Below are 16092 nucleotides of genomic sequence, written 5' to 3'. Positions count from 1 at the left end.
TACGTGATGGATCCGTGGCACGTTCCGTGCTCGGCACGGATGTGGGCGCAGGCCGGTCAGCGACATGCTGTCTCGTGTCAGTCCACGTCACCGAGGAGCACACATGAGTCACAGCATCAAGACCATCATCATCCCGGTCCGGGACCTGAACGCCGCCAAGGCGCTCTACGGCACCGCCTTGGGCGTGCAGCCCTACGCCGACGAGCCGTACTACGTCGGCTTCCGGGTCGGCGACCAGGAGATCGGCCTCGATCCGAACGGCCACAACCACGGCATGACGGGTCCGGTGGGCTACTGCCACGTCGGCGACGTCACAGCGACCCTGCGCCTAGCCGTCGAGGCCGGCTGGCGAACGCGCCAGGACGTCAAAGACGTCGGCGGTGGGCAACTGGCCGCTATCGTCGAGGATCCCAACGGCAACGTCCTCGGGTTCCTCCAGCGCTGATCAAAGCTCCGGCACAGTCAACCCAGACAACGTCAACCTTAAGGACCAGCCATGACCACGATCGAGTACGTCACCTTCGAGGTGGCCGACACCACGGCCGCCAACGGCTTCTACACCGCTCTCGGATTGGACAAGCACGTGCGTGTGCGGGCCTCCGAAGCACCGACCACCGGCTTTCGTGCGTTCACGCTGTCGCTCGTCGTGTCCCAACCGGCGGACGTCGACGGCCTCGTCGGCGCGGCGCTCGATGCCGGCGCCACGACCCTGAAGCCCGCAGCGAAGTCCCTGTGGGGCTACGGCGGCGTCGTACAGGCACCGGACGGCACGATCCTGACGGTCGCGTCCTCGTCCAAGAAGGACGCCGGCCCGGCCACCATGCGGATCGACGACGTCGTGCTCCAGCTGGGCGTCGAGGACGTCGCCGCGAGCAAGCGCTTCTACGCGGACCGCGGCCTCACCGTCGGAAAGAGCTATGGCCGCAAGTATGTCCAGTTCGACTCTGGTCCTGTCACGCTGGCGCTTTACAAGCGTCGTGCCCTCGCCAAGGTGGCCGGTGTCTCGCCGGACGGCACCGGATCGCATCGGCTCGTCGTCGGCAGCGACGCCGGGCCCTTCACCGACCCGGACGGGTTCGCATGGGAGGCCACCTCGGCCTAAGCCGGACGGCGGCTGGCGTGGTGTTCGGCCGGACTCGGCACGGCGTAGCGTCCGGCGAGTTCGGCGCCGATCCTCCCGAGCTCGGCTCGGACGGCCGGCGGGTCCACCACCTCGGCCGCCGTACCCCAGCCGGCGAGGTTCCGGGCGATGTCCAAGGCCGTCGGCGCACCGACGCGGACCCGGGCCCGCCCGTCGTCGGCCTCGCCGTCGTCGTGACAGTGCTGACCGAAATGGTCGCGCAGGATGCGCACGAACCGCGCCTCGATGAGCACCGTGGCCCACGTGCGCGAACGGCGTTGCTCGACCTCCCCCACCACCTCTCGCCATGCGGCATCGAGTGCGAAGTCATCCGGGCGCTCAGCGGGCTGATCGGTTCGTTCGGCACGCTCGATCCGGTCGACCCGGAAGGTGCGCCGGCCTCGCGCGGTGCCCGCGATCAGGTACCAGATGTCGTCCTTGTCGACAAGCCCCCAGGGGTCGACGAGGCGTTCGGACCGTTCCCGGGACCCGCTGGTGTAGGTCAACCGGACCTTGCGCCGATCGATCACCGCGGCCTGCAGCAGATCGACGGTCGCGGGCCGGTCCCGGGCCCGCTCCCCCCACCTGGTGGGATCGATCATGGTGGCCGTGGCGGCGGCTTCGGCATGCTCCCGGAAGGTCTGCGGCAACGCACGTACCAGTTTGCGCAAGGCTGACTTGGCCTCGTCGGAGACGGCCGCGGCCGGGCCCACGAGCAGGAACAGCGCCTGTGCCTCACTGGCCGACAATCCGCTGAGGTCCGTGCGGGCGCCGCCGACCAGCGACCAGCCGCCGCCACGGCCCGGCTGCGGGTAGACAGGGATGCCCGCGGTCGACAGCGCTTCCAGGTCCCGGCGCGCCGTCGCCACCGACACCTCGAGTTCCTCGGCCAGCTCAGCGGCTGTCACCCGGCCCCGTGCCTGCATCAGCAGGAGGGCGGCGACAAGGCGGTCAGCGCGCATTTCTCCAGTCTGCCCGAAAAAGTGCTCAATTGGTGAGCACTTTGGCCGGCACGATGGTCTGTGTCACCAACCGAACGAGGGAAGGAACAGCCATGTTGCGAGGATTCACCACCGTCAGTTACTTCGCCGACGATGTCCCGGCCGCCGCCGCGTGGTACACGCAAGTGGTGGGCGTCGAGCCGTATTTCGTCCGCCCGGAGGAGGGACCGCCCGCCTACGTCGAGTTCCGCATCGGCGACTACCAGAACGAACTGGGCATCGTCGACAGCCGGTACGCGCCGCACGGCCAGTCGGACGCGCCTGGCGGCGCGGTGATCTACTGGGCCGTGGACGATGTCCAGGCAAGTGTCGAGCGGCTGCTATCCCTCGGAGCCACCGTGCACCAGGAGCCCATCGAGCGCGGGCCCGGGTTCGTCACCGCTTCCGTGATCGATCCCTTCGGCAACATCCTCGGTGTCATGTACAACCAGCATTACCTCGACGTCGTCAGCCGCACGATGGGAGACACGAGATGAACGTCGTGTTCGCGAGCACCGCGGAGGAGTGGCGGGAGTGGCTGATCCGCAACAGCCAGTCCGAGAAGGAGGTGTGCCTGGTGATCCAGCACAAGGACAGCAGCACACCGAGCGTGCGCTACCACGAGGCGGTCGAGCAGGCGCTGTGCTTCGGGTGGATCGACGGCCTGCACCGCAAGCGGGACGCGCACAGCTCCCAGCTCCGGTTTACGCCCCGCAAACAGCGCAGCTCATGGAGCCGGCTGAACCGGCAGCGCGCCGCCGCCATGATCGAGCTGGGCCTCATGACCCCGCAAGGCCAAGCGGCCATCGACGCCGCCAAGGAGCGCGGGACATGGCAGGCCGACCACACCTAGCATGAACTGGATGAGTACCAGCGCGAATCGGCAAGCGGGTCAGCCATGCCGGATGTCATGACCGTGGGCCACGGCGCGCGGTCCGCCGAGGAGTTCGTCGCGGTGTTGCTCGACGCCGGCGTCGGCACACTGGTCGACGTCCGCCGGTTTCCGGGCTCGCGTCGTCACCCGCAGTTCGGCCGCGAAGCCCTGGCCACCACCCTCCGCGCGCATGGCATCCGCTACGAGTGGCAGGGCGAGTCGCTCGGCGGACGACGACGCCGCTCGAAGGAAACCCGGCACATGGCGATCCTCAACGAGTCCTTCGGCGGATACGCCGACCACATGGACACACCGGAGTTCAGGGACGCCCTGACCGTGCTGCTCCGCCGGGCCGAGGGAGGCGAACGGCTCGCGGTCATGTGCGCGGAGACGTTGTGGTGGCGATGCCACCGCTCGTTCATCGCCGACGCCCTCATCTGCCGCGGCTCTGGCGTGGTACATCTGACCGACGTGGGCCAGCGGCGACACCACCGGCCCAAGCCCATCATGCGATGCGACGATGACGCCTGGCCCGTCTACGACGTCCCGGACACGCTGCCCATCGACGGTGAAGCCGGTCGCGGGCCGGGCGGCGTGTAGCGTTTCCCGGGTGACCGCCCTTGTGACTCTCGCCGATATCCGGGCAGCGCAACAGCGCATCGCCGGCGTCGCAGTCCGCACCCCGCTCCTCCCCGCGCCATGGGCCCCGGGTGACGGTGAGCTTTACGTCAAGCCCGAGATGCTGCAACCGATCGGCGCGTTCAAGATCCGCGGCGCCTACAACAAAATCGCACTGCTGTCCCCTGAAGAACGCGCCCGCGGGCTTGTCGCCTCGTCCAGCGGGAACCACGCGCAGGCGGTCGCCTATGCGGCCAGGATGTTCGGCGCCAAGGCCACGATCGTCATCCCGGACACCGCTCCGCCACACAAGGTCGAGGCCACCACGTCGCTCGGTGCGGACGTCGTCCTCGTTCCCCCTGCCGAGCGGGACGTGGTGCCGGTGCGGCTGGTCGAGGAGCGCGGTTTTGTTCTCGTGCCGCCGTTCGACGACCCGGCCATCATCGCCGGGCAAGGCACCATCGGCGCGGAGATCGGCGACGATGTGCCGGACGTCGATCTGGTGCTGGTGCCGGTGAGCGGCGGTGGACTCATCTCCGGAATCGCCACCGCCGTGAAGGTGCTGTGCCCGGACGCGCGCGTGGTGGGCGTGGAACCGGAGCTCGCCGGCGACGCGGCCGAGAGCCTCCGAGCCGGGCGGCGCACGGCATGGACACCTGAGCAGACGCACCGCACCATCGCAGACGGGCTGCGGACTGTGTCCGTGGGTGTCGCACCGTGGGAGCACATCCGCACCTACGTCGACGACATCATCACTGTGTCCGAGGACCAGATCCGGGCAGCCATGCGCGTGCTTGTGGTTCAGGGCCGGCTGGTGACCGAGCCGAGCGGGGCGGCCACCACCGCGGCCTACCTGTATGCCCGTGACCGGCTGCCCGAGGCGCGTGTGACGGTGGCCGTCGCCAGCGGTGGGAACGTCGACCCTGCCTTGCTGGCGGACGTCTTGGTCGGTAGCTGACACGGCTGTCTCCCCGCGCCCCCCAGCTGGCGGTCGCTGAGATGATCCCGGTGCCGACCCTGAAGGGTGTTATTCCTCTCCCTTTGCAGTGCACACACGGGCGCAACGGCTCCGGGATCGCGTCTATGGACCATCGATCACGGGTTGTCCACAGCCGCCCGATCGAGGGTTGATCATGACGCCCGGACGTATAAGGCTGGCCGTCATGACTCGTGACCGCCCTCCGGAGGCCGGAGATGGTTCTGGCGGCATCCAACCGCCTGAGCTGCCTCCACCGTACCTGTGGGAGCGCGTACTTCCAGGCATCGTCCGCCGAGTGCGACGTGAAGCCGACTTGAGTCAGCGTGAACTCGCCAAACAGGCAGGAGTAGCCGCATCAACAGTTGGGCGGATCGAAGCCGGGACGCTCGTGCCGAGTTTCCGGATGCTGCTTCGGCTGTTGGCTCCGGCGCGATTCATCCTCGTGGTTGCCGACGAGACAGGACGTGTCATCCGCCCGCTGTATGTCTGGGACGACACGCGCGACGGCGCCGACCGCAACTTCCCGGCACACCTGGACCTCATTCTTGATCCCACCGATGGTGACGACTGGTGGGGCGCCACGTACGGCTTGGCCCGACCGCCCGAGACTTACCACAGGTCCCGTGCCTACCGGGATGCCAAACGGAATCGAAGTCAGTGGGAGGTTCGGGTGAAACAGTTCCGGAACGATCCACCTCCGCGGGAGCCGGGGCCCGCGCCGTGGCGTTGACCGACCGCTGGCGCTAGCCGCGGCAGGCGCTCGTTCCAGCAAGACTCACCGAGCTGACATCACCATTCGCCAAGTCCTACCACCGGGCGTTGCGTCCGGGTGTGCATTGCGGGTGCGTCCGGGTGTGCATTGCGAGCGTTCCTAGGGCGCATTCGCGAGTCGTCGCCGTAAAAGCGCTGAAGTGCGTATATGTGTGCATTGCAAAGGCAGGAAGAGGGCCACGCCGGCCGACGCCGCCGCGTCCCACACCGCGACCGCCGCCGCACCACACCGCGCCCTAAGTGCCGTACAACGAGGCCATGGACGCCAGCACCGGTGAGCAGCCACCGTCTACCTTGAGCGTGGCCAGGTCGTCGCCGCGAGTCTCGCCCCGGTTGAGGATCACCACAGGCTTGCCCTGCTTGGCGGCGTGACGGACAAACCTCAAGCCGGACATCACGGTCAGCGACGAGCCGGCGACCAGCAGGGCGCCTGCCTCGTCGACCATCGCGTACGCCTCTGCGACCCGCGGTTTCGGCACGTTCTCGCCGAAGTACACGATGTCCGGCTTGAGTACTCCCCCGCACCATTCGCAGTCGGCGACCCGGAAGTGCGCGGTCGCGGCGATCACGGCGTCGGCGTCCGGCGCGATCTCCGCGTCGGACACCTCCACGTCGAAGTCCGGGTTGAGCGCCGTCAGCCGTTGGGCCAGCCGTGACCGGCTCGTCACCCGGCGGCAGGTCAGGCAGATCACCCGGTCGTAGCGCCCGTGCAAGTCGATCACCCGCCGGCTTCCGGCGCGACTGTGCAACGTGTCCACGTTCTGGGTGATCAGGCCGCTCACGACGCCGGACTGCTCGAGCCCGGCCAGGGCGCGGTGCCCGTCGTTGGGCCGCGTGCCTTCCATGTGCCGCCAGCCGACGTGGTTGCGTGCCCAGTAGTGCCGGCGGAACGCGAAGTCACCCACGAACTGCTGATACGTCATGGGGTTGCGCGGCGGCGAATACGGACCGCGGTAATCCGGAATGCCGGAGTCGGTCGAGATCCCCGCACCGGTGAGTGCGACTACCGGCCCGTCACCGAGCTCGGCCCGGATGTGCTCTGCCGCGGCGACTGCATCCTCGGCCTCCACCATGTTCAGCGTCACGGCTCGAGGATATGCGCCTACTCATCCGGGATCGCGGTGGCGATAGTGATCGCGCAGCGCCTTGGTCCGCTGCTTCCACACCGCCTTGTCCTGCTGCCGCAGCCGGGCGTCGGCTCGTCGTGCCTGATAGGCAGCTTCCCGCCCGAGCTTGAGCCAACGAGTGAACCGGCTCTCGTCGAGGTCACCGCTTTCGATCGCCGCCAAGACGGCACAGCCCGGCTCCGTGCGGTGCTGACAGTCCCGGAAGCGGCACTGCTCCGCGAGCTCGTCGATCTCGGGATAGACCTCGGCGATCGCCTCCGCGTCACTCACCAGACCCACCGATCGCACGCCGGGTGTGTCGATCACGATGCCGCCGCCGGGAAGGACGATCAGCTCTCGATGCGTAGTGGTGTGCCGGCCCTTGCCGTCACGGTCCCGGACCTCACCGATAGGCATCACTTCGGCGCCGGCCAGCGCGTTCACCAGAGTCGATTTACCGGCGCCCGACGGACCGACCACTGCCAAAGTCAGCTCCGGGCTCAGCCTGTCTCGCAATGGCGTCAGCCCCGCATCCTCCGGCACGCTCACCGCCAGTACCTTCACGCCGACGGCCACCTGGCTGACCTCGTCACGCATACCGTCCGGGTCGGCAACGAGGTCGGATTTGGTGAGAACGACGAGCGGGACGGCGCCACTCGCCCAGGCCAGGACCAGCAATCGCTCGATCCGGCCCAGGTCAGGGTCGGGATGCAAATGTTCCACGATGACGACGAGGTCGATGTTGGCGGCGACCACCTGCCCATGAGAGGTGCGATCTGCCGAATCCCTGATTAGGGCCGTGCGCCGCGGGAGAACAGCATCAAGAGTGATCCGGCCGTCCGGCCAGTGCCGGACCGCCACCCAGTCGCCCGCAGCTGGGAAGCGAGAACGATCGGCGGCGGCGTCGGCCAGGACAGCGCCGCCGTAGGTGACGTGCAGTGGTCCGTCCGCGGTGGTCACCACTGCCCCGCCCTTGTCGATCCGGCAGACGCGGGCGGGCAGGTGCGAATCGGCATAAGGCTGGAAGGCACCGGCGACGCCGGCAGCCCAGCCCAGCTTCTTGAGCGCATCGGAAGTGAAGTCCGAATGCGGGGTGGAAGAGATCCGGGGTTGACGAGGTTCGGGCATGACAAGGACCTTTGTGATCGGGGGAGGCCCTCCTGCCCACGCTGAGCGCGGATCAGCGAACGAGCCTCCGGGTAAACGGCATCAGGCTTACGTCTCGCACGGTCATGGCCGTTCACCTCCTCGCGATCAGCTCGGCTCAGCCGCTGCAACTCCACAGGCACGCTACCCGCTCGCCGCCGCGGCGGCCAGTGATTATTCGAGCGACCGGCAGCGTGCGACGCAGGCGAGAACGTCTGGTCTCACGCCGACTCGAGAACGAACCAGATCCCGACCGCCGGCTCGATCCCGTCGTTGCGATATCCGTGCGGTGTACTCGAGTCGAAGGACACGGCGTCCCCCGGTGAAAGCTGGTGCTCGTCGAAACCTAGTGTGAGGACTAGCTCGCCGCTGACCACGTACCCGTATTCCACGCCCGGGTGGCGCATCAGGCGGCCGTTGCCGGCGGAGGTGCTGCCCGGCTCATAGGTGATACGCAGAAAGTCGATGTGTGCGCCCGGCACCTGTCCCAGACGTTCCCACGTCACCCCCGAATCTAGGGTCAGCACTTCTCGTTCCGGCGGCGGTACCACCGGCCCCACCTGCCGATCGCGGTCCGGGCCGAGCACCCGGCGCCCGGCGTCGGGCCGGTCGCCGTCACTCGCCTGCGTCCAACCCAGTGCCGTCATCAGGTCAGGCAAGGCCCCGGACACCGGTGTGGCTACCGCACCTCCCGCCCGGCCGGCCGGCACCTGATCGGGACGGTCGAAGAGGTCTTCGATGGAGATGCCCAGCACATTGGTGATCGCATAGAGCGTGCTCACCGAGGGGCGGCTCTTGCCGGTCTCGATCTGCGAGACCAGGCTCGGCGAGACGCCGATCTCTCGCGCCAGACCACGCGCGCTGAGCCCTACTCGCAGCCGCTCGGCACGCAGCCGCCCGCCGATGTCCAGTTCAGGACTGCCAGCCACGCGGCATCCTCCTTCACGGCGATCAATAACGGTTAACACCCTACGCCCTCTTGGTCGTCATGAGCACCGACCCGCGCAGATCAGACCTTGACGCCGGGAAAGTCGTGTTCAATGATGAATAGTGTCACTACACATCAGTGAACACCGGCCTTGAGACGAGGTGTCAGCCCATGGCGATCCGGACCTTCGGCCCCAATGCGGTGGACTGGGAAGAGCGCGTCGACCTCGACCGGCTCCGAGACGAGCGGCTCGCCCGCCTGAAGGCCACGCTCGACACCTCGGAGCTCGGGTCGCTCCTGTCCTTCGACTTCGGCAACATCCGCTACACGACGTCCACCCACATCGGCACGTGGGCCATGGACAAGCTCATCCGGTTCGCCCTGCTCCCCCGGGGCGCCGCACCGATGGTGTGGGATTTCGGCTCCGCGGCGAAACATCACCAGCTGTACAACCCGTGGCTCGATGGCGACGAGCGGGCCAGGGCCGGGATCTCAACGCTACGCGGAGCCTTCCATCCCGACGCGGGCATCGCGGCGGACGTCGCGAGCAAGGTCGCGGCAGTCTTGCGCGAGCACGGCCTGGACCGGGATCCGGTCGGCGTCGACGTGGTCGAGATGCCCGTGCTGGAGGCGCTGCGCGCCGAGGGCCTGGACGTCGTCGATGGCCAGCAGGTCTTCCTGGAGGCCCGCCGGATCAAGACCCATGACGAGATCGCCCTGCTCACTCAAGCCTGTTCCATGGTCGATGCGGCGTACGAGCAGCTCTACGAGTTCCTGCGCCCCGGGGTCAAGGAGAACGAATGCGTAGGGCTGGTCAGCAAAGTCCTCTACGATCTCGGCAGCGAGTACGTCGAGGGCGTCAACGCCATCTCGGGTGAGCGCTGCTCCCCGCATCCGCACGTCTACAGCGACCGGCTCATCCGCCCGGGTGACCCGGCCTTCTTCGACATTCTGCACAGCCATCTCGGCTACCGCACGTGTTACTACCGGACGTTCGCGGTGGGCAGCGCATCGGTCGCCCAGCGCGACGCCTACACCCGCTGCCGCGAGTACATGGACCGCGCCATCGCCCTGGTGAAGCCGGGAGCCACCACGGCGGACATCGTCTCGGTCTGGCCCCGAGCCGAGGAGTTCGGCTTCCCGGACGAGACGGCGGCCTTCGCCCTGCAGTACGGCCACGGCGTCGGCCTGTCCATCTGGGAGAAGCCCATCTTCAGCCGGCTGGTCTCACTCGATCATCCGGAGACTCTTGAGGAGGGCATGGTCTTCGCCCTCGAGACGTACTGGCCGGCATCCGATGGCTGGTCGGCCGCCCGGATTGAGGAGGAGGTGGTGGTCACCACGGACGGCTGCGAGGTCATCACCAAGTTCCCGGCCGAGGAGCTCCTGGTAGCGGGCCGCAGGTACTGGACCACAGGCGGCGAGCTCAGCACGCTGCGGGAGTCGCAGTCCCACCTGAACACAGCCAACGGTCATCTGGGCGACGGTGAGCGGCGATGACCGAGGCGAGCGTGCGGCGCGTCGAGAGCCTCGGCGCGAGTGAACTCCTCGCGCTGTACGAGCAGATGTGCCTCATCCGCCGGACGGAGCAGGCGGCCCACGATCTGTTCATGTCCGGCATGGTCAAGGGCACCACACACCTGGCGGCCGGGCACGAAGCTATCGCCGTGGGAGCGAGCGCGGCGCTGCGGCCGGACGACTACGTATTCGCCACCTACCGCGGCCACCACCACGCCATCGCCCGCGGCGCCACGCCGGAGGAATGCCTCGCCGAGCTGATGAGCAAGGCGACCGGCCTGTGCCGCGGAAAGGGCGGCTCGATGCACCTGACCAAGGCGTCCACCGGCATGCTCGGCTCATACGCGATCGTCGGCTCCCATCTGCCGATGGCTACCGGAGCGGCCTGGTCGGCCCGGCTGCGCAAGACTGAGCAGGTCGCGGTCGCCTTCTTCGGAGACGGCGCGACGAACATCGGCGCGTTCCACGAAGCGCTCAATCTAGCCGCCGTGTGGCGGCTACCGGTGCTGTTCGTATGCGAGAACAACTTCTACATGGAGTACACACCCATCGCCGAGGTCACCGCCGTGCCGAACCCGGCGGCGGACCGGGCCGCCGCCCACGGGCTGCCGGGGATCGTCATCGACGGCAACGACGTGGCGGAGGTGCACGACACCGTCGCCCGGGCGGCCGCACAGGCTCGCTCGGGCGACGGCCCCACTGTCATCGAAGCACGCACGTACCGGCATTTCGGTCACAGCCGGACCGATCCGGCCAAGTATCGGCCCGCCGACGAGGTCGAGCGCTGGATGGCGCGAGATCCCCTGTCCGTGGCCCGGCAGCGGCTCGAGTCGCTGGGTGTCTCCGCCGACGAGCTACAGCAGGCCGACGCCCATGCGGCCGGCGTGGTCGAGGCAGCGGTCGACGCCGCCAAGAACGCGCCAGAAGCCGACCCGGCCGAGGCGTTCACGGATGTCTGGGCCGACGGAGGCAGCACATGGCGGACGTGATCACCTACCGCGACGCGGTGGCCGACGGTATCGCCCGCGAGATGCGGCGCGACCCCAGCGTCGTCTGCATCGGCGAGGACATCGGCGCCGCCGGCGGTGTCTTCAAGACCACGGTCGGCCTGCTGGACGAGTTCGGTCCGGAACGCGTCCGCGACACACCGATCTCCGAGCAAGCCATCGTCGGCGCGGCGATGGGCGCGGCGATGACCGGAGTCCGGCCGATCGCCGAGATCATGTTCAGCGACTTCCTCGCCTGCTGCTGGGACTACCTGGCCAACGAGATCCCCAAGGTCCGGTACATGACGGGCGGTCAGGTCACCGTGCCGCTGGTGATCCGCACCGCGAACGGAGGCGGGCTCGGCTTCGGAGCTCAGCACTCCCAGGCCGTGGAGAACTGGGCCTTCGCGGTCCCCGGACTCAAGATCGCCGCGCCGTCGACCCCGGCGGACGTCGTCGGCCTGATGGCTGCCGCCGTCCGCAGCGACGACCCGGTCGTCTTCTTCGAGCACAAGGGGCTGTTCGCGAGCAAGGGCGAGCCCGCCCCACCTGACCATGTCCTCGAGTTCGGGCAGGCCGGGATCGTGCGGGAAGGCACTGACGTCACCGTCGTCGCCCTGGCCTCCACAGTGGCCACGGCGCTGGCCGCGGCGGACCGGCTCGCCGAAAAGGACATCTCGGCCGAGGTGATCGACTTACGCTGCCTGATCCCGCTCGATGTCCGCACCGTGCTCACTTCGCTGGAGCGCACATCGCGCCTGGTGGTCGTCGAAGAGAACCCCTACCAGGGCGGATGGGGCGGCACGCTGGTGTCGATCGTCGCCGACGAGGGCTTCGACCTGCTCGACGCCCCGGTCAAGCGGATCGCGGGCGCCTGCGTTCCCCTTCCGTTCGCCGACGCACTAGAGGACCGCGTCATCCCTACGGCCGACGCGATCGTCGACCAGATCCGGACCCTCGTCGCCTACTGACCGCCCCGACCGCCTGAACCCGACGTCCCCACAGTCAACGACGACTCGCACAAGAGGGAGACAAGAGATGACTCACCGGATGCTTCTCCGTGGCGGCCACGTGCTGACCATGGACCCGCAGCTCGGCGACCTGCCCCAGGGAGACATCCTGATCGAGGATGCCAAGATCGCCGCCGTCGACCAGCACATCGAGGCCGATGCGGAGGTCATCGACGCCACCGGCCATATCGTGATCCCGGGTTTCGTCGACACGCACCGGCACACCTGGGAAGCGGCGATCCGCGGCTGCGCGCCCAACGCGACCCTCGACGACTACTTCGTCGACGTTCTCGACACGTTCGCACCGGCGTACCGCCCCGACGACGTGTACGCGAGCAACCTGGCCGGCTCGCTCGAGTGCCTCAACGCGGGGATCACCACACTCGTGGACTGGTCGCACATCAACAACACTCCCGAGCATCCCGATGCCGCCGTCACCGCACTTCGAGACACCGGCATCCGGGCTCAGTACGCCTACGGATCGGCCAACACCTCGCTGGCCAAGTACTGGTTCAACAGCGCGGAGGTCATCCCCGGCGACGACGTCCGCCGGGTGCGTGAGACCTACTTCCCAGGCGACGACGGCCTGCTGACGCTGGCTCTGGCCACCCGGGGACCGGGCTTCTGCCAGGACGACGTCGTCACCGCCGAATGGGGTCTGGCACGCGAGCTGGGCATCCCCATCACTGTGCACGTGGCCATGGGCCGGCTGGCGGGCCGCTACGCCATGGTGGAGCAGCTGGACCGCCTCGGTCTGCTCGGGCCGGACACCACCTACATCCACTCTTGTTACTTCAGCGATCACGAATGGCAGCGAGTGGCGGACACCGGCGGCACGATCTCGATCGCCGCCCAGGTCGAGATGCAGATGGGCCACGGCTGGCCGCCGGTGAACAAGTCCTACCAGTTCGGGTTGCGGCCCAGTCTCTCCGTCGATGTCGTCACCACCGTGCCGGGTGACATGTTCACCCAGATGCGAGCAGCATTCGGCGGTGAGCGGGCGCGTGTCAACGCCACCTGCTGGGAGGCAAACACCGGGGTGCCCGCGACGATGCTGACAGCCCGGCAGATGCTGGAGATGGCGACGATCAATGGCGCCCACGTCGCGGGGCTGGAGGATCGCACCGGCTCGCTCACCCCGGGCAAGCAGGCCGACGTGGTCTTGATCGACGCCCGCGCCGTCAACGTCGCGCCGGTGATCGATCCGGTCGCGGCCGTCGTCCTGTGCGCCGACGTGAGCAACGTGGACACCGTGATCGTCGACGGCACCGTCCGCAAGCGCGACGGGAAGCTCGTGGGAGATATCGACCGCGCCAGGGAGCTCGTGGAAGCCTCTCGCGACCACCTGGTGAACGCCACCGCTAAGGCGACGGCGGCCGCGTGAACGGGCGGCATCTGGTCCGGCGTGCCGCGCAGGCGTCCTACGCGCGGCCACCGGGCTGGTCGTCGGAGGCGACCGGCTACCGGCGCTGGACGGTGGTCGGTGAGCAGGCCGGGGCGGTACACACCGGGTTCGGCATCTGCGAACTCGATCCCGGCAGCGCCCTGCCGGCGCACGTCCACGCCTTCGAGGAGAGCTTCCACGTCCTCGACGGGGCGGCCATCGTGGACACACCGGAGGCCTCATACCGGGTCGGGGCCGGCGACTACGGTCTGATCCCGGTGGGCGTGCCGCACGCCTGGCGAACGGAGGGCGACGACGCCGTGCGCTGGGCGGAGATGCAGGGGCCGCAACCTCGCGAACGCATGGACGACGACACCTTCCTGGTGCCGGAGTTCGTCAAGCACGATCCCGTCCCGGTGGACGTCCGCGACCCGCGTACGAGGAGCCTTGGCACCATCACGCCCGCACACATGGACGCGACAAAGCAGGACCAGAGCATGCTGGCGGTGTCGGCCAGCATGCGCACCGCACTGCTCGTCTACAGCGGCATCACCGTCAAGATGATGGTGGACAGTGACCTTGGCGCACACCTGACCTCGATGTTCATGGTTCAGTACGAGCCTTCGGGGCGGGCCGGAGCACACGACCACCCCTTTGAGGAGACGTACCTGATTCTCGAGGGAACCGTGGAGGCGAGCTTCGACGGGGAGCGCCACATCCTGGAGCCGGGCGATGTCGCCTGGGCGGGTGTCGGCTGCGTGCACTCCTTCACCAATGTGGGCGACGGGAGGGTGCGCTGGCTGGAGACACAGGCGCCGCAGCCGCCGCCTCGGCACTCGTACCGGTTCGCCCGGGACTGGGACTACCTGCGCGAGGTGCTCGCCGGGAACGACGACAGGAGAGATTGATGAACGATCCGCGTCACGTGCTGGTGGTCGGAGGGACGTCGGGCATCGGCCTGGAGGTGGCCCGCCACTTCGCCGCAGCCGGCGACGACGTCGTGCTGACCGGGCGCGACCACGGCCGGGCCGAATCTGTGGCGAAGGAGCTCGGCGGCACCGCCCGCGGGCTCGCGCTGGAACTCACCGAGGTGGACGCGATCGCCACCGCGCTGACGAGCGTCGAGCGCGTCGATCACCTGGTGCTGTCCGCTGTCGACCGGGATCACAACACCGCAGCCGAGTACAACACGGCCGGAGCGCTACAGCTGGTCACGTTGAAGCTGGTCGGCTACACGGAAGTCGTGCACGCGGTGCTGCCGCGCATGGGACGCGACGCCTCGATCGTCGTGTTCGGTGGTCTCGCCAAGGACCGGCCGTATCCGGGCTCCACCACCGTCTCCACAGTGAACGGAGGCGTGATCGGGATGGTGCACACGCTGGCGGCGGAACTGGCCCCGATCCGGGTCAATGCCGTGCACCCGGCGATCGTCGGCGACAGCCCGTACTGGAGCGCCAAGCCCACCGCGGTCCTGGAAGGTTTCCGGTCCCGGACACCCACCGGCCGGCTTCCCGCCATGGCCGACGTCGTCGACTCGGTGGCGTTTCTGCTACGCAATCCGTCGGTCAACGGGGTGAATCTGCCCGTCGACGGCGGCTGGCTGCTCCAGTGAGCCCCGCGACCGAGACCCTGGAGCACCCGGCCGCCCGGATCGCGGTCGTGGGCACCGGGCGGATGGGCGCCGCGATGGCGGTGCGGCTGAGCGAGCAGGGCCGAGACGTCGTCGCCCTTTACAACCGGACGGCGTCGAAGGCCGAAGCCGTCGCGGCACGCGTCCGCGCCCCGGTGGCCGGCACAGCCCGCGAGGCGGCCGAGCCTGCCGATGTAGTGCTCGTCTCCCTCGGCGACGACGACGCCGTCCTCAGCACCTATCGCGGCGCCGACGGGCTCACGGCGGGACTGCAGCCCGATGCGGTGGTGGTCGAGACGAGCACCGTCGACCCACGCATCGTCGAGGAGATGGCACAGGCGGTCGCGGAGTGCGACGCCGGCCTGATCGACGCCCCCGTCTCCGGCAGTGTCCCGCTGGTGCAGAAGGGCGAGCTGACCTTCATGGCCGGCGGAGACCCGCGGCAGCTGGAGCTGGTGCGCCCGGTCCTCGATGCCCTCGCCCGGCAAGTCTTCCACGTGGGAGGGTCAGGCGCCGGAGCGGCGATGAAGCTGGCCGTGAACGCCGTCGTCCTCAGCCTGAACCAGGTGCTGTCCGAGGCGCTCGTCCTCGCCGAGGCCGCCGGCATCGACCGGTCCGCCGCCTATGACGTGTTGGCGGCGAGCGCGGTCGGTGCCCCGTTCGTCCACTACAAGCGCGACGCCTTCGAGCATCCCGACGACGCCCCGGTGGCGTTCAGTCTCGGCCTGGTCCTCAAGGACCTCTCTCTCATCACCGGCTTCGCCGAACGGCTCGGCGTACCGATGGAGCAGTCGGTACAGAACCGGCTTGTCGCCCAGGCCGCTGTGGATGCCGGTCTCGGTGATCGCGACATGAGCGCCATCGCCCGGTATCTCGCCGATCGTCGTCATACCACGGGCTCGTCCTGACGCCATTCGCTCGTCCTGACACCTTCCTGTCGCGTATTGGGCACAGAACTGGCTCTATGGCGCGACAGAAGTGCGCCAGGACGACACGAATGCGTCAGGAACCCGGCCCGCGCGCACAGGCCGGGCGCTACCTT

18 protein-coding genes are annotated in these 16092 nt (G+C 68.4%); 14 read left to right on the top strand and 4 right to left on the bottom strand.

All coding sequences use genetic code 11. From position 1 onward, the window contains the following. Positions 1 to 103 precede the first annotated feature (103 nt). Together G1H11_RS02455 and G1H11_RS02450 are read left to right on the top strand one after the other, a co-directional pair. Complete coding sequence (locus G1H11_RS02455) at positions 104 to 445, top strand: VOC family protein (protein WP_163815644.1); 342 nt, start codon at positions 104 to 106, stop codon at positions 443 to 445. A gap of 51 nt (positions 446 to 496) precedes the next feature. Further along, the gene (locus tag G1H11_RS02450; protein ID WP_163815642.1) at positions 497 to 1102 is read left to right on the top strand and encodes a VOC family protein; all 606 of its coding nucleotides are present in this window, start codon (positions 497 to 499) and stop codon (positions 1100 to 1102) included. Here G1H11_RS02450 and G1H11_RS02445 read toward each other — a convergent pair. Further along, positions 1099 to 2082 carry a helix-turn-helix transcriptional regulator gene (locus tag G1H11_RS02445; RefSeq protein ID WP_163815640.1) on the bottom strand — a complete coding sequence of 328 codons (984 nt, stop codon included), beginning with the start codon at positions 2080 to 2082 and terminating at the stop codon, positions 1099 to 1101. The genes G1H11_RS02450 and G1H11_RS02445 overlap by 4 nt on opposite strands. 92 nt (positions 2083 to 2174) lie before the next feature. Between G1H11_RS02445 and G1H11_RS02440 the strand changes: the two genes are divergently transcribed. The 5 genes from G1H11_RS02440 to G1H11_RS02420 all read left to right on the top strand — a co-directional run bounded on the left by G1H11_RS02440 (position 2175) and on the right by G1H11_RS02420 (position 5301). Continuing rightward, positions 2175 to 2597 (top strand): VOC family protein, encoded by a 423-nt coding sequence (locus G1H11_RS02440; protein WP_163815638.1) that lies wholly within the window; start codon positions 2175 to 2177, stop codon positions 2595 to 2597. Continuing rightward, complete coding sequence (locus G1H11_RS02435) at positions 2594 to 2953, top strand: YdeI/OmpD-associated family protein (protein ID WP_163815636.1); 360 nt, start codon at positions 2594 to 2596, stop codon at positions 2951 to 2953. Before G1H11_RS02440 ends, G1H11_RS02435 begins: the two co-directional genes overlap by 4 nt. A gap of 57 nt (positions 2954 to 3010) precedes the next feature. Beyond that, positions 3011 to 3574: a DUF488 domain-containing protein gene (locus G1H11_RS02430; RefSeq protein WP_216843365.1), complete on the top strand. Its 564-nt coding sequence runs from the start codon at positions 3011 to 3013 to the stop codon at positions 3572 to 3574. 10 nt (positions 3575 to 3584) lie between these two features. Beyond that, entirely contained in the window at positions 3585 to 4550 is a 966-nt protein-coding gene (locus G1H11_RS02425) for a threonine ammonia-lyase (RefSeq protein ID WP_216843364.1), read from the top strand. A 316-nt stretch (positions 4551 to 4866) separates the two neighbouring features. Further along, positions 4867 to 5301 carry a helix-turn-helix transcriptional regulator gene (locus G1H11_RS02420; protein WP_216843363.1) on the top strand — a complete coding sequence of 145 codons (435 nt, stop codon included), beginning with the start codon at positions 4867 to 4869 and terminating at the stop codon, positions 5299 to 5301. Between the two features lie 277 nt (positions 5302 to 5578). On the opposite strand, the gene G1H11_RS02415 is transcribed toward G1H11_RS02420, so the two are convergent. The 3 genes from G1H11_RS02415 to G1H11_RS02405 form a co-directional block, all read right to left on the bottom strand. Further along, positions 5579 to 6415 carry an NAD-dependent protein deacetylase gene (locus G1H11_RS02415; protein WP_163815956.1) on the bottom strand — a complete coding sequence of 279 codons (837 nt, stop codon included), beginning with the start codon at positions 6413 to 6415 and terminating at the stop codon, positions 5579 to 5581. Positions 6416 to 6448: 33 nt separating this feature from the next. Next, positions 6449 to 7576, bottom strand: coding sequence for a ribosome small subunit-dependent GTPase A (rsgA, locus tag G1H11_RS02410; RefSeq protein ID WP_163815628.1), 1128 nt, complete (start codon positions 7574 to 7576; stop codon positions 6449 to 6451). A gap of 239 nt (positions 7577 to 7815) precedes the next feature. After that, a complete protein-coding gene (locus G1H11_RS02405) occupies positions 7816 to 8523 on the bottom strand; it encodes a cupin domain-containing protein (RefSeq protein ID WP_163815626.1) in 708 nt (235 codons plus the stop codon). Positions 8524 to 8693: 170 nt separating this feature from the next. Between G1H11_RS02405 and G1H11_RS02400 the strand changes: the two genes are divergently transcribed. The 7 genes from G1H11_RS02400 to G1H11_RS02370 all read left to right on the top strand — a co-directional run bounded on the left by G1H11_RS02400 (position 8694) and on the right by G1H11_RS02370 (position 15958). Then, positions 8694 to 10022, top strand: a complete 1329-nt coding sequence (locus tag G1H11_RS02400) for a M24 family metallopeptidase (protein ID WP_163815624.1) — start codon at positions 8694 to 8696, stop codon at positions 10020 to 10022. Further along, positions 10019 to 11029 (top strand): thiamine pyrophosphate-dependent dehydrogenase E1 component subunit alpha, encoded by a 1011-nt coding sequence (locus G1H11_RS02395; RefSeq protein WP_163815623.1) that lies wholly within the window; start codon positions 10019 to 10021, stop codon positions 11027 to 11029. The genes G1H11_RS02400 and G1H11_RS02395 overlap by 4 nt, the downstream gene beginning before the upstream one ends. Next, positions 11017 to 11997: an alpha-ketoacid dehydrogenase subunit beta gene (locus G1H11_RS02390; RefSeq protein WP_163815621.1), complete on the top strand. Its 981-nt coding sequence runs from the start codon at positions 11017 to 11019 to the stop codon at positions 11995 to 11997. The genes G1H11_RS02395 and G1H11_RS02390 overlap by 13 nt, the downstream gene beginning before the upstream one ends. A 67-nt stretch (positions 11998 to 12064) precedes the next feature. Continuing rightward, a complete protein-coding gene (locus G1H11_RS02385) occupies positions 12065 to 13420 on the top strand; it encodes an amidohydrolase family protein (RefSeq protein WP_163815619.1) in 1356 nt (451 codons plus the stop codon). Next, entirely contained in the window at positions 13417 to 14328 is a 912-nt protein-coding gene (locus tag G1H11_RS02380) for a cupin domain-containing protein (RefSeq protein ID WP_163815617.1), read from the top strand. The genes G1H11_RS02385 and G1H11_RS02380 overlap by 4 nt, the downstream gene beginning before the upstream one ends. Then, positions 14328 to 15032 carry an SDR family NAD(P)-dependent oxidoreductase gene (locus tag G1H11_RS02375; RefSeq protein WP_163815615.1) on the top strand — a complete coding sequence of 235 codons (705 nt, stop codon included), beginning with the start codon at positions 14328 to 14330 and terminating at the stop codon, positions 15030 to 15032. Before G1H11_RS02380 ends, G1H11_RS02375 begins: the two co-directional genes overlap by 1 nt. Beyond that, positions 15029 to 15958 carry an NAD(P)-dependent oxidoreductase gene (locus G1H11_RS02370; RefSeq protein WP_216843361.1) on the top strand — a complete coding sequence of 310 codons (930 nt, stop codon included), beginning with the start codon at positions 15029 to 15031 and terminating at the stop codon, positions 15956 to 15958. The genes G1H11_RS02375 and G1H11_RS02370 overlap by 4 nt, the downstream gene beginning before the upstream one ends. Positions 15959 to 16092: the final 134 nt, after the last annotated feature.

Source organism: Phytoactinopolyspora alkaliphila, assembly GCF_010550695.1.
GTDB lineage: Bacteria > Actinomycetota > Actinomycetes > Jiangellales > Jiangellaceae > Phytoactinopolyspora > Phytoactinopolyspora alkaliphila.
This window is presented reverse-complemented; position numbering and strand designations above follow the sequence as displayed.

Bases quoted from the DNA above. Each gene is read 5' to 3' on its own strand.
- G1H11_RS02455 (WP_163815644.1), top strand. From the start codon at position 104: ATGAGTCACAGCATCAAGACCATCATCATCCCGGTCCGGGACCTGAAC.
- G1H11_RS02430 (WP_216843365.1), top strand. From the start codon at position 3,011: ATGACCGTGGGCCACGGCGCGCGGTCCGCCGAGGAGTTCGTCGCGGTG.
- rsgA (WP_163815628.1), bottom strand. From the start codon at position 7,576: ATGCCCGAACCTCGTCAACCCCGGATCTCTTCCACCCCGCATTCGGAC.
- G1H11_RS02450 (WP_163815642.1), top strand. From the start codon at position 497: ATGACCACGATCGAGTACGTCACCTTCGAGGTGGCCGACACCACGGCC.
- G1H11_RS02395 (WP_163815623.1), top strand. From the start codon at position 10,019: ATGACCGAGGCGAGCGTGCGGCGCGTCGAGAGCCTCGGCGCGAGTGAA.
- G1H11_RS02415 (WP_163815956.1), bottom strand. From the start codon at position 6,415: ATGGTGGAGGCCGAGGATGCAGTCGCCGCGGCAGAGCACATCCGGGCC.
- G1H11_RS02400 (WP_163815624.1), top strand. From the start codon at position 8,694: ATGGCGATCCGGACCTTCGGCCCCAATGCGGTGGACTGGGAAGAGCGC.
- G1H11_RS02440 (WP_163815638.1), top strand. From the start codon at position 2,175: ATGTTGCGAGGATTCACCACCGTCAGTTACTTCGCCGACGATGTCCCG.
- G1H11_RS02390 (WP_163815621.1), top strand. From the start codon at position 11,017: ATGGCGGACGTGATCACCTACCGCGACGCGGTGGCCGACGGTATCGCC.
- G1H11_RS02435 (WP_163815636.1), top strand. From the start codon at position 2,594: ATGAACGTCGTGTTCGCGAGCACCGCGGAGGAGTGGCGGGAGTGGCTG.
- G1H11_RS02385 (WP_163815619.1), top strand. From the start codon at position 12,065: ATGACTCACCGGATGCTTCTCCGTGGCGGCCACGTGCTGACCATGGAC.
- G1H11_RS02445 (WP_163815640.1), bottom strand. From the start codon at position 2,082: ATGCGCGCTGACCGCCTTGTCGCCGCCCTCCTGCTGATGCAGGCACGG.
- G1H11_RS02375 (WP_163815615.1), top strand. From the start codon at position 14,328: ATGAACGATCCGCGTCACGTGCTGGTGGTCGGAGGGACGTCGGGCATC.